The sequence below is a fragment of the Corynebacterium tuberculostearicum genome, from assembly GCF_022347235.1.
Lineage (GTDB): Bacteria > Actinomycetota > Actinomycetes > Mycobacteriales > Mycobacteriaceae > Corynebacterium > Corynebacterium tuberculostearicum_F.
In genome coordinates, this window is the sequence record NZ_JAKRDX010000014.1 from 25569 (window position 1) to 38810 (window position 13242).

14 protein-coding genes and 1 pseudogene are annotated in these 13242 nt (G+C 60.0%); 5 read left to right on the top strand and 10 right to left on the bottom strand.

Annotated features, from left to right (window positions below):
- Positions 1 to 115: 115 nt before the first annotated feature.
- A complete protein-coding gene (locus MHK09_RS08520; protein ID WP_436232110.1) occupies positions 116 to 1570 on the bottom strand; it encodes a glyceraldehyde-3-phosphate dehydrogenase in 1455 nt (484 codons plus the stop codon).
- A gap of 64 nt (positions 1571 to 1634) precedes the next feature.
- Entirely contained in the window at positions 1635 to 2618 is a 984-nt protein-coding gene (locus tag MHK09_RS08525; protein WP_250413247.1) for a nitronate monooxygenase, read from the bottom strand.
- A 35-nt stretch (positions 2619 to 2653) separates the two neighbouring features.
- On the opposite strand from MHK09_RS08525, the gene pth reads away from it, so the two are divergent.
- Positions 2654 to 3301: an aminoacyl-tRNA hydrolase gene (gene pth, locus MHK09_RS08530; RefSeq protein ID WP_250413249.1), complete on the top strand. Its 648-nt coding sequence runs from the start codon at positions 2654 to 2656 to the stop codon at positions 3299 to 3301.
- Here the strand turns inward: pth and MHK09_RS08535 are convergent.
- The gene (locus tag MHK09_RS08535; RefSeq protein ID WP_239277808.1) at positions 3298 to 3990 is read right to left on the bottom strand and encodes a potassium channel family protein; all 693 of its coding nucleotides are present in this window, start codon (positions 3988 to 3990) and stop codon (positions 3298 to 3300) included. The two genes, pth and MHK09_RS08535, sit on opposite strands and share 4 nt — an antisense overlap.
- Positions 3983 to 5335 (bottom strand): TrkH family potassium uptake protein, encoded by a 1353-nt coding sequence (locus tag MHK09_RS08540; RefSeq protein ID WP_250413251.1) that lies wholly within the window; start codon positions 5333 to 5335, stop codon positions 3983 to 3985. Before MHK09_RS08540 ends, MHK09_RS08535 begins: the two co-directional genes overlap by 8 nt.
- Positions 5336 to 5415: 80 nt before the next feature.
- Here MHK09_RS08540 and MHK09_RS08545 point away from each other — a divergent pair, with 80 nt between their 5' ends.
- Positions 5416 to 6252, top strand: coding sequence for an SDR family NAD(P)-dependent oxidoreductase (locus MHK09_RS08545; protein WP_005323705.1), 837 nt, complete (start codon positions 5416 to 5418; stop codon positions 6250 to 6252).
- 24 nt (positions 6253 to 6276) lie between these two features.
- Positions 6277 to 7911 (top strand): peptide chain release factor 3, encoded by a 1635-nt coding sequence (locus tag MHK09_RS08550; RefSeq protein ID WP_179386259.1) that lies wholly within the window; start codon positions 6277 to 6279, stop codon positions 7909 to 7911.
- A gap of 72 nt (positions 7912 to 7983) precedes the next feature.
- Here the strand turns inward: MHK09_RS08550 and MHK09_RS08555 are convergent, their stop codons facing one another.
- Positions 7984 to 9549: an aspartate-alanine antiporter-like transporter gene (locus tag MHK09_RS08555; protein WP_005323707.1), complete on the bottom strand. Its 1566-nt coding sequence runs from the start codon at positions 9547 to 9549 to the stop codon at positions 7984 to 7986.
- Between the two features lie 152 nt (positions 9550 to 9701).
- Positions 9702 to 10571: a patatin-like phospholipase family protein gene (locus MHK09_RS08560; RefSeq protein WP_005323708.1), complete on the bottom strand. Its 870-nt coding sequence runs from the start codon at positions 10569 to 10571 to the stop codon at positions 9702 to 9704.
- Between the two features lie 25 nt (positions 10572 to 10596).
- On the opposite strand from MHK09_RS08560, the gene MHK09_RS08565 reads away from it, so the two are divergent.
- Entirely contained in the window at positions 10597 to 10938 is a 342-nt protein-coding gene (locus MHK09_RS08565) for a hypothetical protein (protein ID WP_150851700.1), read from the top strand.
- Positions 10939 to 11135: 197 nt separating this feature from the next.
- On the opposite strand, the gene MHK09_RS11805 is transcribed toward MHK09_RS08565, so the two are convergent.
- A complete protein-coding gene (locus MHK09_RS11805; protein WP_005323710.1) occupies positions 11136 to 11270 on the bottom strand; it encodes a carbohydrate kinase in 135 nt (44 codons plus the stop codon).
- On the opposite strand from MHK09_RS11805, the gene MHK09_RS11810 reads away from it, so the two are divergent.
- Positions 11269 to 11427, top strand: a complete 159-nt coding sequence (locus tag MHK09_RS11810; protein WP_366511720.1) for a hypothetical protein — start codon at positions 11269 to 11271, stop codon at positions 11425 to 11427. The two genes, MHK09_RS11805 and MHK09_RS11810, sit on opposite strands and share 2 nt — an antisense overlap.
- Before the next feature lie 57 nt (positions 11428 to 11484).
- Here the strand turns inward: MHK09_RS11810 and MHK09_RS11815 are convergent, their stop codons facing one another.
- The 3 genes and pseudogenes from MHK09_RS11815 to MHK09_RS11880 form a co-directional block, all read right to left on the bottom strand.
- The gene (locus tag MHK09_RS11815) at positions 11485 to 11616 is read right to left on the bottom strand and encodes a shikimate kinase (protein ID WP_366511721.1); all 132 of its coding nucleotides are present in this window, start codon (positions 11614 to 11616) and stop codon (positions 11485 to 11487) included.
- 105 nt (positions 11617 to 11721) lie between these two features.
- On the bottom strand, positions 11722 to 12108 hold the full coding sequence (locus MHK09_RS08575) for a hypothetical protein (RefSeq protein ID WP_250413252.1): 387 nt from the start codon (positions 12106 to 12108) through the stop codon (positions 11722 to 11724).
- Positions 12109 to 12337: 229 nt separating this feature from the next.
- Positions 12338 to 13188: pseudogene (locus MHK09_RS11880) on the bottom strand (IS1634 family transposase); the annotation flags it as partial.
- Positions 13189 to 13242 lie beyond the last annotated feature (54 nt).

The window sequence follows — 13242 nt, forward strand, 5'->3', positions numbered from 1 at the left end:
TTCAACTCCATTGGCGTGCTTCCAGGCCGATAGCGTGGCTGCTTTCGGGGTGGGGTGATTGGAGCAGGGAAAACGGCAAAAGCCCGCGGAAACCGCGGGCCAGAGCTTTATGAGCTTAAAGCTCAGACGGAGATACGCGCTTCGGCAGAACAACCGGGCGGGTGTGCGCCAGCTCTTCTACGATGCGTACTACCTGGTTGGAGTAGCCATACTCGTTGTCGTACCACACGTAGAGCACCAGGTGCTTGCCGGAGGCGATGGTAGCAACGCCGTCGACGATGCCGGCGTGGGTATTGCCGATGAAGTCAGAGGAAACAACCTCTGGAGAGGCAATGTAGGAAATCTGCTGGCGCAGGTCGGAGTGCAGGGAAACGTTGCGGAGGAAGTCGTTGACCTCATCGCGCTCTACTTCCTTGGACAGCTCGAGGTTGAGCACGGCCATGGACACGTCCGGGGTAGGAACGCGGATGGCATTGCCGGTGAGCTTGCCCTCAAATTCCGGTAGAGCCTTGGCCACAGCCTTGGCTGCGCCGGTAGCGGTAAGCACCATGTTCAGGCCTGCGGCGCGGCCGCGGCGATCGCCCTTGTGGTAGTTATCGATGAGGTTCTGGTCATTGGTGAACGAGTGCGCGGTCTCCACGTGACCGTGGGTTACACCGTAGCGGTCATTGATGACCTTAAGAACCGGGGTAATGCCGTTGGTGGTGCAGGATGCAGCGGAGAGGATCTGATCCTCATCGCTGATGTTGTCGTTATTGATGCCGTAGACGATGTTCTTGATATCGCCCTTGCCCGGTGCGGTCAGCAGCACGCGGGAGATGCCCTTGGCCTTGAGGTGCTGAGACAGGCTCTCGCGGTCGCGCCATGCGCCGGTGTTGTCCACCAAGATGGCGTCATTGATGCCATAGGAGGTGTAGTCGATCTCGGCGGGATCATTGGCGTAGATCATCTGGATCTTGGTGCCGTTAGCCCAGATGACCTCATTTTCCTCGTCCACTGAGATGGTGCCGTTGAAAGCACCGTGAACGGAATCGCGGCGCAGCAAGGAAGCGCGCTTGAGGATGTCACCGTCGCCCTTCTTGCGCAGGACGATGCCGCGCAGGCGAACGCCACCGTATGCTGCCTCGCGGGCGACGAGCAGGCGGGCCAGCAGGCGTCCGATGCGGCCGAAGCCGTAGAGGACGACGTCGGTGGTCTCTAGGTCAACGCCAGCACCGACGATCTGGCACAGCTCGCCTTCCAAGTACATGCGGAGGTTTTCCTCATTGGATTCCTCCCACCCGAGGACCAAGCGGCCGAGGTCGACGCTTGCCGCGCCCAGGTTCATGTCTGCCAATTCCACCAGGATAGGCAGGGTCTCCGCCGTGGACAGGTGGCGCTGCGCGATGCGGCGGCCGTAGCGGTGAGACTTGATGATGTCGATATCGGTCTGCCCCACCAGTGGGCGGCCGAAGATGGTGGTGACAACGTTATTGTTGCGGTGCAGCTGGTGGATGAGCGGAATCATCTGCTGCGCCAGCTCGAGGCGCTCGTTCCAATCATCATGGCCAACATGTGCGTTCGCAGTCACGTAATTCATTCCTTTTCTGTCACGGGGGTGGCATTAAATCTTCAAACATAAATATTAGCGCCTACTACTGTGGGTTTTGGCATAGTTCGTTCAGGATGTTGGCCACAGTACCCCCGTTAATTTTTGCCACGTCGGTACCTACGAGGCAGTAGGCTACGGCATCATCGTGCTGCGCACGGCGTTCCTTAAGCACAGGGTTCAAGAGCGGATAAACCGGGGGAAGGTTGGGGTGACTGCGGGTGTACTGAGTTTCTAGTCCACGGGCGAAGCGGCCCGAGAAAGCACGGGTAGACACGGTCTGCCCACCACGGCGCAGTAGCTGCCGGTTGTAGTCACTCGTTCCCGCCTCTTCGGTGAGCAAAAATGCGGAACCGCAGGAACATGCGCCGACGCCGTCCCAGGACATAGCGGTGGCTATATCGTCTGCGGTGCGCAGGCCGCCAGCGGCGATTAGAGGAAGATCTGGGGCTGCGGTATGCACGTCGGCCACTAGTTCTTCCAGATCCCGGGAATCGGGAGTCGCGGCTAAATCCCAGGTTCCGCGATGGCCGCCGGCGGCCGGGCCTTGGACGCAGAGCACGTCGACGCCCCGACCTGCGGCGACGGTTGCCTCCGCAGTAGTGGTGACGGTGGTCCAGGCCTCTGCGCCCGCGGCGTGGATTCGCTCTATCTGTTCGGGTGTAAAGGTTCCAAACATGGACCACACCACGCGGGCGCCACCGCGCAGCGCTAGTTCCAGCTTCTCTTCGAAGCCAAAGGAGTAATCGGGCTCAGGCAGTGGCTGGTTTTCTGCTTGCGCCAGATCGCGTGCGGCTGCTAGGTGCGCCCTGGAAAGCGGCTGTTGTGGGCAAAAGAGATTTACTCCAAACGGAATGCCGCCACACTGGTCAATCTGTGTGCGGGCAGCGTCTATGCTGGCAGAGCCCACACCTAAGGTGCCAAAAGAGCCGGCGGCATGGGCAGCGCGCACTAGTTCCGGGGTGGTGGGACCGCCGGCCATGGGCGCGGGGATTACGCTACGGGAAAGGGAGCTTATAACCTGACTCATAGCACCCCACCTTACTGAGAGAGGAAGCTAGTGCAGTGGCACCTTTAGGAGATTTTTTCGCGCGGTTCTTTGGCTCGAAGAATAAACCCACACCAGGCCTCAATCCGGATGAGCTAGAGGCGGAGTGGCTTATTGTGGGCTTGGGCAATCCCGGCGCGAAGTATGCCGCTACCCGCCACAATGTGGGCTATATGGCCATCGATGATCTGTTAGCCGCAGGCGGTGACGTGCTGGAGCCGGTTCGTGGGATGGATGTGCAGGTCGCGCCGCTTAGCTGGGAGGGACAGAAAGTACTTGCCGTGCGTTCGGGCACGTTTATGAACCTTTCTGGCGATCCAGTAGCGCCACTGGCACAACAACTTGGCATCGCCGCAGATCACGTCATTGTTCTCCACGATGAGCTGGATCTTCCGGCCAATAAGATCCGGATCAAGCAGGGTGGAAATGAAAATGGGCACAACGGCCTCAAGTCGCTCACCGAGCGCTTGGGCACCCGCGACTATCTGCGCGTGCGCATTGGTATTTCCCGGCCGCCCAAAGGTTCGTCCATTCCGGATTATGTATTGGGCCCGGTGGATGCGGGGGCAGGCTTTGATGACGCCATCGCCACCGCGGCCGAGGCCGCTCGCCTCATCGTGACGGACGGGCTAGGCAAGGCCCAGAACCAGATCCACTCGCGCTAGCACTGGGAAAATTTTTCTAGCGCCTTGGGGCTGCCGGCGGCGACAATGAAATCGGTGGGGGTGAGCTCGGTGGCGTCGGCAAGCGGGGCCCACTCCCCTTCCGCGCGGCGCACGGAAACCAATTGCACGCGGTGCGTGCGCCAGATGGCAGAAAGGTCGAGCGGCCGGCCCACCAATGAACTAGGAACGGCCATCTGGGTCACGCCATAATCGGTGGCAATCTCCGCAAAATCACGGAAGCGCCCGCCCAAAAGATAAGCCACGCGGCGGCCGGTATCACGCTCTGGTCGGATGACATGGTGGGTACCAATCTGGCTGAGAATACGCGCGTGTGCCTCCGAATCAGCCTTGGCCCAGATGTCTTTGACCCCCAACTCCACCAGGTTGGACGCGGTGAGGATGGAATCTTCCAAGTGAGAGCCGATGGCGACGATGACGCGCTCGACCTCCTCCACGCCCAGCTGGCGCAAAGCCTCTGGGTCGGTGGTATCGGCCGCGATGGTCTCGGTGAGGTAGGGCGCTTCTTCGCGCACGCGCTTTTCACTGGAGTCGATGCCGAGGACCTCGACGCCATTGGCCATCAGCTCATGCGCAAGCGAGGAGCCAAATCGGCCTAATCCAATAACGACGACGGGTGGAATGTCAATGCCGGCGCGGGTGCGTCCCAGCGCCTTGAGAATATTAGCCAAGGAACGGCCTTTCTTCGGGGAAGCTATAGCGCCGGCTGACGGATTTCGCCGCCAGCGCTGCTACCAAGGTGGTTGGGCCAACGCGGCCCAAGTACATGATGAGGCATAGCACTATCTGCGAAGGCGCAGACAGGCTTGCGGTAATTCCGGTGGACAAGCCCACCGTAGCGAAAGCGGAGAGCACTTCAAAGGACACCTGATCACCGCTAAACTCCGGATCAAAAAAGCGCAGCGCCGCCACGCCCAGCGTGACCACCAGAACCCCGGCAAAGCTCAGGGCTAGGGCCTGGCGGGTCACCGATCGCGGAAGGCTGCGGTGGCCAATGGTGGTGGTTTCCTGGCCCGAAAACTCCGCGGCCATGGCAGCCAAGAGCACGCAGGCGGTGGTGACTTTAATACCGCCGGCCGTACCGGCCGAGCCACCACCGATAAACATCAAAATGTCGGTGCCCATCAGCGTGATGGGGTGCGCCTGCCCATAATCGATGGCATTAAAGCCCGCCGTGCGCGGGGACGCGCTGGCAAAGAAAGAGTTGAGCAACTTATCCCCCAGCGACATCGAAGACAAAAGCCCGGTCCATTCCATGCACGCGAAAAAGACGCCGCCGGCGAGCAAAAGCACGGTCGTGGCCGCTAGGGTCATGCGGGCGGTAATGGAAATGCGGTGAACCACATGGCGATCGCGGCGTACCAAGCGCACCAGCTCCGCCCACACCGGAAAACCTAAACCGCCACCGATCAATGCGGCGGCCAAGGGCAGCAAAATCCAGGCATCAGAAACAAAGGGCACTAGGTTATCGCTATTGGTGCTAAAGCCGGCATTGTTAAACGCAGATACCGCATGGAAGATGCCCTCCCACACCGCGCGCGGAAAGGAGTGCCCATAGCCAATCATCAATCGTGCGGCCACAATGATGGCGATGATGATCTCAGCTACCGCGGTAAATGCGAAGGTAAAAATCAGCGTCTTGCGGATTCCACCGGGGGCAATGGGGCGCCCCTCATAGGCACCGGTTTTGCGCGCCTTAAAGCTAATCCGGCCGGTAAATAGCAGACCAGATAGCGAGGCAAGCGACATGATGCCCAGGCCGCCCAGTTGGATCAGCACCAAGATGACGACCTGGCCGGCCGGGCTCCAGAAGCTGCCGGTATCCACCACGATAAGGCCGGTAAGCGAGACCGCAGACGTAGCGGTAAACAGGGCAGACAGGAAGGAAGCGCGGGCGGTGCCGGCCTCGGCGAACGGCAGCATGAGCAAAACCGTTCCCACCAGAATCAGCACGAGGAAGCCAGCCGCGGTCAATCGCGCCGGGCCCCACTGCCGTATGGAAAGCAATTGTTTCACCAGCGGAAGTATAGACCTGCTTAAGGCGCAGGGAAACTGCTGGCCGGCGCTGCCCTCGGTGGGCGGTTAGGATTGGTGCTATGACTTCGCCAAATAGCACTGCCAAGACCATTGTGATTACCGGCGCATCCGGCGGGTTGGGGGCCGCGGCTGCTCGTCAGTTGCACCGCACCCGGCCACAAGACAATCTGGTTATCGTCGGCCGCAATCCGGAAAAGACCCGCGCGGTGGCCGAGGAAGTCGAAGGCCAGTACTTCCTGGCGGACTTCGAGTCCTTGGGCCAAGTTCGCCGCTTGGCACAGGACTTGGAAGGCCTGGAGCATATCCACGCCCTGGGCAATAATGCCGGCGGCATTTTTGATGGCCCCTCCACCACCGCCGATGGATTTGAGCGCACCTGGCAGGTCAACGTGGTCGCGCCCTTCCTGTTGACCTCGCTGCTACAGGACAAGCTGCGCGCGGATAACGCGAACGTGGTGCAAACGGCTTCCCTAGCCAATTTCCTTATGTCTAAATTCGACCTCAGTGATCCCACTACGCTGGAGCACTTCAGCCCCGAGCGCGCCTACGGCAACGCCAAGCTGGGCGATATCCTGCTCACCCGCTATATCGATGCCCACGGGATTAACGCGGTGTCTTTCCACCCTGGCGTGCTTGCCACTGACTTTTCCAAGTCTTCAACCGGCATGATGTCCAAGATGTATTCCGGGCTGATTGGCAAGACCTTTGGCAAGCCTGCCGACGGCGGCGAAAACCTCGCCTACTTTTTGACGGGCACCGAGGGAATCCACTTTGAATCCGGCGAATACTACAACGACAAGCGCAAACCTGGTCTCCAGCGCCCCATTGCGAAGAAGCTGTCGGTGGCTCGCCGCGTCTTTGATGATTTGGGGCGCCGCCTCAATGTGGAGTGGTAGCGCGAAACCACTAGACTATGCCGCATGAGTTCTGTCGTTTCTGAGGCCTCGCGCCGCCGCACGTTTGCCGTTATCGCCCATCCGGATGCTGGTAAGTCCACGCTGACGGAGGCGCTGGCGCTGCACGCACACGTTATTAATGAGGCCGGCGCGGTCCACGGCAAGGGCAACCGCAAGTCCACCGTGTCTGACTGGATGGATATGGAAAAGGACCGCGGCATTTCCGTGGCTTCCTCGGCGCTGCAGTTCGAGTATGCACCGGAGGGCCACGAAGGCGAGCCCTACATGATTAACCTGGTCGATACCCCGGGCCACGCGGACTTCTCAGAGGATACCTACCGCGTGCTCACCGCGGTGGATGCGGCAGTCATGCTTATCGACGCCGCCAAGGGCCTCGAGCCCCAGACCCTCAAGCTCTTCCGCGTGTGCAAGGCCCGCGGCCTGCCTATCGTGACCGTGATCAATAAGTGGGACCGCGTGGGCCGCGAGCCCTTGGAGCTTGTCGATGAAATCGTCAACGAAATCCAACTGCAGCCCACCCCGCTGTACTGGCCGGTAGGCATTGCCGGTGACTTCCGCGGCCTAGCGCATATCAACGATGATGGCGAGGCCGATGAGTATATCCACTTCATCCGCACTGCCGGTGGTTCTACCATTGCCCCGGAGGAACACTTCGATCCGGATGCCGCCGGTGAGAAGGAAGAAGACGTGTGGGAGACCGCCGTCGAGGAAGCCGAGCTGCTTGCCGCCGACGGTGCCCTGCACGATCAGGAGCTCTTTGAACAGTGCGTGACCTCCCCACTCATCTTCGCTTCTGCGATGCTGAACTTTGGTGTGCACCAGATTTTGGACACCCTGTGCGCCATCGCCCCGGCTCCGCACTCGCGCGAATCCGACCCAAAGGCAGTTGAGGCAGCCACCAGCGCCATTGATGAGGTCCGCGAGGTTAGCGATGACTTCTCGGGCGTCGTCTTCAAGGTCCAGGCGGGCATGGACCAAAAGCACCGCGATAATCTCGCCTTTATGCGCGTGGTTTCCGGTGAATTCGAGCGCGGCATGCAGGTCAACCACGCCCAATCTGGCCGCAGCTTTTCCACCAAGTACGCCCTGACTGTCTTTGGTCGCACGCGCGATACCGTGGACACCGCCTATCCGGGCGATATCGTGGGCTTGGTCAACGCCGGCTCGCTTGCCCCTGGTGACACCATCTATTCCGGCAAGAAGGTGCAATTTAAGCCCATGCCTCAGTTCGCGCCGGAAGCCTTCCGCATTCTGCGCGCGAAGTCGCTGGGCAAGTACAAGGCCTTCCGTAAGGGCCTAGAGCAGCTGGCGGCCGAGGGCGTGGTCCAGATTCTCAAAAACGAGGCGCGCGGCGATGCCTCCCCGGTCATGGCGGCGGTGGGTCCCATGCAGTTCGAGGTCATGCAGGCCCGCATGGAGTTCGAATACAACGTGGAAACCGTCACCGAGCCTATCCCCTATTCCGTGGCTCGCCGCACCGATGCCGAATCCGCCCCAGAGCTCGGCCGTCAGCGCGGCGTGGAAATCTTTACCCGCCAAGATGGCGAGCTCATCGCGCTCTTTGGTGATAAGTGGAAGCTCGCCTTCATTGAGAAGGAACACCCAGAGCTCACCATGGAAACCCTCGTGGCGGATTAGAAACCACACAGCTTCACACGGCAGAGAGAAAGGCCGCTTCTCAGAACGGGAAGCGGCCTTTTCCGTTGCGTGTTAAACCATCAACATCACAGGGACAACGGCAATCTTGACCACCTGCGCCACCACAATGGTGGCCGCATAACCGGTCATGATGCGCGAGTCGGAGCTCAACCCCGTGGCGTAGTTGACCACGGCCGGCTGAGCGAAGATGCCAGAGAGTCCGCCGGAGGTACGGGTCTCGGACTGACCCATGAAGCGATTCGCTACAGCGAATAGGATCGAAACCACCACGGTGACAATGGCGGCGAGGATCATGCACTTCAGACCCATCCAGGAGAAGGCGGTGGACAAGAATGCCTCGCCGGACGAGAGGCCCACAGAGGCCAAGAAGATGACGAGGCCCCACTGCTGGAAGGCAGTATTAATGGAGGCCGGAACCTGCCACGGAATGCGGCGGGTACGGTGCAGCGCGCCCAGGATAAGACCCGTAATCAGCGGGCCAAGCGCAAAGCCCAGCTCGAAGGAAGCGCCACCCGGCATCGGAACCACGACCTGGCCCAGCAGGTAACCCAGGAACAGGCCACCACCCAAGGCCACCCAGTTCAGCTCGGAGTAGGACTTAATTGAGTCACCGAAGTAATCCTTGATGTCACCCAAGCGGTCAAACTTCACGATGAGCTCCAGCATATCGCCAGAAGCCAAGTGGGTTTCGTTATTGGCCAAGAATTCCTCATCGCCGCGCTGCACGCGCACGATGCGACCGCCATAGCGGGAGAACAGGTTGAGCTCCTCAACGGTGCGGCCGGCGATATCTTGGTTAGAAATAGCCACGTTTTCGATGACCAGGCGTTTATCCACGAACGGAGTTTGCGGCTGACGCTTGCCCAGCATCTGGGTCAGTTCACGGGCCTTAGCCTTGGTGACCATAACGCGCAGGATATCGCCCTTGTGCAATTCGGGGCGATCGCCGGCAACCCGGACCTTATTACCGCGGCGAATGGTAGCGATAACAAAGTGATCCTTGAACTGTTCTTCCAAGTCATCGTAGTTCACGTCTTTGGTAACGCGAATGGTACGGGAACGGAAGATCTTGGAGGCCGAATTGTCCTTATCGTGCTTGGCGGGCCAATTCTGCTTGAGCAGGAATGCCACGACCAAAATGGCCACCGCCACACCCACGGGATAGCCCAGCGAGTAGCCCACAGCGGGTAGCTCTTCACCGGTTTGCTGTTGGGCAACTGCCAGCGACGGCGTCGAGGTCGTGGCGCCGGCGAATACACCAACGGAGGCCAGGGTATCCAGCCCCAGCATGCCGCCAAAGAGGAGGGCTGCGCCCGCGGCCACCACAATCGCAATGGCTGCGGTGAGCATGTGCTTCATCTGCTTAGAAAAGCCCTTGAAGAAGCGCTCACCGGCGGACAGGCCCTGCATATAAATAAAGAGTCCCAATCCCAGCTCTTGCAGGGAGCTTAAGATGTCTTTATCTAGATCAATAAATGAGCCGAAGGCCAAGCCCATAAACAGCGTGCCCGCCGCGCCAAAGCGCAGCGGACCGAAGGGGATCATGCCAAATAGCGTGCCGAGCAACACTATGAAAAAGATGCTCAGCCATATATTTCCATCAAAAATTGCTAACACGCTGGAATATTTTAGGCATTTTCCTCCAAAGTGCCACGTGAAAGGCACATTCTTTAACGACCACCAATGGCATCGCTACTGCTTAAGCCCTTTTCGTCAGGGGCCACCCACCCCCAGCAGCGGCACATCTCACAGGAAACGCTCATAGTGAACTAATCAAGGAGGAACTCCTTCCACCGTGGCCACTCCGTATAGGTCTGGGCTTTCCCCGCCTGATAGTTCGCCCGCAGCTTGTGCACGTTGCGTTCGGTAGAGGTCACCTGCATATCCTGCGGGAAAAATAGTTGCGCCCTACCTTGGCGCTCCAACTCCAAAAGCCGGTCTTTGGCCGCGTTATAGAGGGCGGGGCGGGCTACGAGGGCGTCGGCAATAGCGGGGTACCTGCGGAAGACGCGGCGGACGAAGGCTGGGCGCGCGACCGCAGGGCGCACGTACCCGCGCGGCTTTGTACCAATAAACAGGAACTTCTCGTAGCCGGCCTCTTCTGCTTGCGCAATGGTAATGCCACCGGAAGAGCCCAAAGCACCGTCCACGTACGGCGCGCCGTCGATAGATCGCATCGGCATAATCAGCGGCAGCGTGGAAGAAGCGCGCACGCGCACGAAGAGATCTTCCGGGGTGTGGATGTCCTCGCGCGTCCAGTAAACAGACTCGCCGGTATCGGCGCGCGCTGCAGCAAGCACCATATCGGCCGGATGCTCACGGTAAGCCTGCCAATCAAAGGGCAAATCCTTGTCCGCGGCGCGCTCATAGATGTACTCGGCATTGAAATACCCGGTGCCACGCACCAGCGAACCCACTCCGCCGAAGCTGGGGCTTTGAGCAAAGTCTGTAAAAGACTCTTCGGCGCGGCGGGCATCGCGCGACAAGTAATTAACGGTATGCGATGCCCCGGCGGAGACGCCGCCTACCCAGCCAAAGTCCACGCCCTCTTCGATGAGTTTGACCATACAGGCGGCCGTATAGGAATTGCGCATGCCGCCGCCTTCAATAACGAGTGCGGTGTTGCTGGCGTCAATCATGGTGCCCCATACTACGCTGGGCCCAATGAAGCGCATTTTCCGACAATTGCTCGCGGACGAAGAAGGCACCTTCGATATCGAAACCGGCCAGCAGCCTCGCACCGGGTTCGCCTATAACCCCACCGGGAAAGCGCTGTTGCGGGTGACGGAGCCTACCCCAGCCGCGGTGAGCAAGGCCTTGGCCTTAGCCAAAGAACACGGCGCGCGGTATCTCGGCACATGGCGCCAGCCCGATGGTCCGCTAGTCTTCCTCGCCACGGCCGTCACCCACGATGAGTCCGTGGCCCGCGAGCGCGTCGCCGCCACCGGCCAACGTGCCTATTTCGACCTGGAGCGCTGCCGCACCATCACCGTGAGAGCTCACTAGACTAGGCTCCCATGGGATTAAAAGATGCTCTCGCCCGGCTGACCGGCACGCAACCCCCGCGCCTGGCGTGCCCCGATTCCACCTGGCTTAGGCCATTTTAGTGCGGAACAATCCCACCCCACCGTCAAATACCACCAGGTAGCAGTGTCAAGAGAAACGTTACTCACCCACACATGACCTAAGTCGGGAAGCGCCAGCTAACCCCGTAAGTATTCGGCCGCCGCGGCGGCAAGTTCCTCTGGGGCCTCGCTGACATCCAGCACGATGCCCGCTTCCCCCGGCTGCAGTTCCTCGAGTGACTCGAATTGCGAGTCCAGAAGGACGACCGACATGAAGTTGCCCAGAGCGCTGACTCATGCGCTCCTTGAGCAGCTCATAAGAGCCGTGCAGGCCCACAAAGATCGTATCGATGATGTCGCGGTGGGAGCGCTTGAGCGCGGAGCAGCCCACAATGGCACCGGCGTCCTGGTCCGCGAGAAAGCGACCTAAGGACTCGAGCCAGGGCTTGCGGACGGCGCCGTCAAGGGCCTGCACCGAGGCCGTCTTCTAGATGTTCGCCGCCGGATGCATATCGTCCCCATCCCGAAAAGGCAGGCCGGTGCGCTGCGCCAGCAACTCCCCGACCGTGGACTTACCGCAGCTCGAGACTCCCTTGATCACCACGTGCTTGCGCATCATCCCTCCTTGCAGCATTCCACCAAATCGAACGCGCTGCGCACTGCCTGACGCAGCGCGATTCAACGCAACATGACGCAACCACCGTGCGGCTCGATAAAGCGCGGTTTAACCCAGCGGCGCGTACATGAGGTTCGCGCGCTGCACCTCGCCGCGTGTGGTCGGGTCAAAGGTCGCGCACAGGGCAGCCGCCACGTAGCGCACGCCACCCACCGGAGCAGAGGAGCCGACCCGCTCGGCGCAGTTCTGCAAGGCCGGCAGGCCGATGTCGTCGCCCGGCGAAGTCATGGAGAAGAAGGACGCGGCCATCATGGTGTCACCATCGGCACGCACATACTCGGAAGAGCCCTTGATGGCCTGCCAGGCAATCGCGCCAACGGGGTCGGTACGGAATTGGTCCCGCTCAGTCTGGGTCAACTCGGCGTTGGCGGCGGGTACGGACAGAGATGCGACGAGGAACGCAGCGCATACTGCGAGGAAAGAAGACTTTTTCATAGCAATATTGTATCCCCGTGCATTGGGGTTGTCCTGGTATTCCTTCGCTATTGTCCAGAGGAACCGCTTGTTGCGCGAAGGATGAAAGCGCGCAGCTGGCGTATCTCAGTGGCCCCACGCGGCAGCACCCCCAGCAGGCTAGCACCGGCAGCCACGAGATTCGTTACGACCTCAGCCAGGCTCGCCGCGCCAACGGGGGCTGGCCGCCAATCATGGGCGCCGTTGTCCCAGCCGAGGCTTGTGTCCAGATCTGGCCGTGGGCGTAGTCTTCACCGGGTTTTCCCGCCGCCAGGTTTCAATCACCTCAGGCACGGTGGAGGTTTCACCGACAAAATGTAGTGCAGACCTGCATCGATGAGTGCTTGCTTGTTCGCCGCTGAAACCATGCCCGCATCAGCAACAACGGTAACCTCGTCGAGCTGGTAGGCATCTTGGAACCGTGTGATCATCAGTAGCATCGTGTGGGTTTATGTCGAGTTGCCAGCAAACGCACCCACATGCAGTGGAAACCCGGTGGCATCAGTAAGCAGCCCGACAAGGTTTTGTGGCTCCACACGGCGTTCTTTGGAAAATAGGGGTTTGCGAAGCTCATCAGGAGTATCGGCTTCAAAGTACAAGATGGTCACGTCGTACAAGATAAATGCGCTTGGCCCAATACCTGCATGATGGGCCAACGCTTGGGTTTGTATCTCCCCGAACGATTCGGTGGCGAAGGAGGAAAGACGCCTCTGGATGGTGCGGTAGCTTGCGCTGGTGATGCCAACCTCGGCAAGAGTCTCGATGGAATCCAGCTTTGAGCTGGGATGGATGTTCCGGGCACGCACCAGAACACGAAGCACCGGATCATCGCCGCTTGCTGCTGCAAGGCCTAACTCGTTGAAACACGCATCAATACAGTCCAGCAAGTATCCAACCCGCTGACCGGCTACCGGCAGCGGGTTGGAAACACTGCCTGTTGCCGGTGGGGTGTGTAACCTCGCCGAAGTCCATTGCGAGTTGGTCACCATCGACGATGCGTTGAGCCTCAGCCCGCAAAAGCACAAGCTCAGACTCTGAATGCGCTGAGCCGATATGCTTCATTCTTTTCGCACTTTTGCGTTCAGAGAACACCACGTGCACCGCTATCGCTCCTGA

What these genes read in the sequence shown, in the direction of transcription:
- MHK09_RS08525 (WP_250413247.1), bottom strand. Translation starts at nt 2,618, where the DNA reads ATGAGTCAGGTTATAAGCTCCCTTTCCCGTAGCGTAATCCCCGCGCCC.
- MHK09_RS08545 (WP_005323705.1), top strand. Translation starts at nt 5,416, where the DNA reads ATGACTTCGCCAAATAGCACTGCCAAGACCATTGTGATTACCGGCGCA.
- MHK09_RS08550 (WP_179386259.1), top strand. Translation starts at nt 6,277, where the DNA reads ATGAGTTCTGTCGTTTCTGAGGCCTCGCGCCGCCGCACGTTTGCCGTT.
- MHK09_RS08560 (WP_005323708.1), bottom strand. Translation starts at nt 10,571, where the DNA reads ATGATTGACGCCAGCAACACCGCACTCGTTATTGAAGGCGGCGGCATG.
- MHK09_RS08565 (WP_150851700.1), top strand. Translation starts at nt 10,597, where the DNA reads ATGAAGCGCATTTTCCGACAATTGCTCGCGGACGAAGAAGGCACCTTC.
- MHK09_RS11810 (WP_366511720.1), top strand. Translation starts at nt 11,269, where the DNA reads ATGAAGTTGCCCAGAGCGCTGACTCATGCGCTCCTTGAGCAGCTCATA.
- MHK09_RS11805 (WP_005323710.1), bottom strand. Translation starts at nt 11,270, where the DNA reads ATGTCGGTCGTCCTTCTGGACTCGCAATTCGAGTCACTCGAGGAACTG.
- MHK09_RS11815 (WP_366511721.1), bottom strand. Translation starts at nt 11,616, where the DNA reads ATGATGCGCAAGCACGTGGTGATCAAGGGAGTCTCGAGCTGCGGTAAG.
- MHK09_RS08575 (WP_250413252.1), bottom strand. Translation starts at nt 12,108, where the DNA reads ATGAAAAAGTCTTCTTTCCTCGCAGTATGCGCTGCGTTCCTCGTCGCA.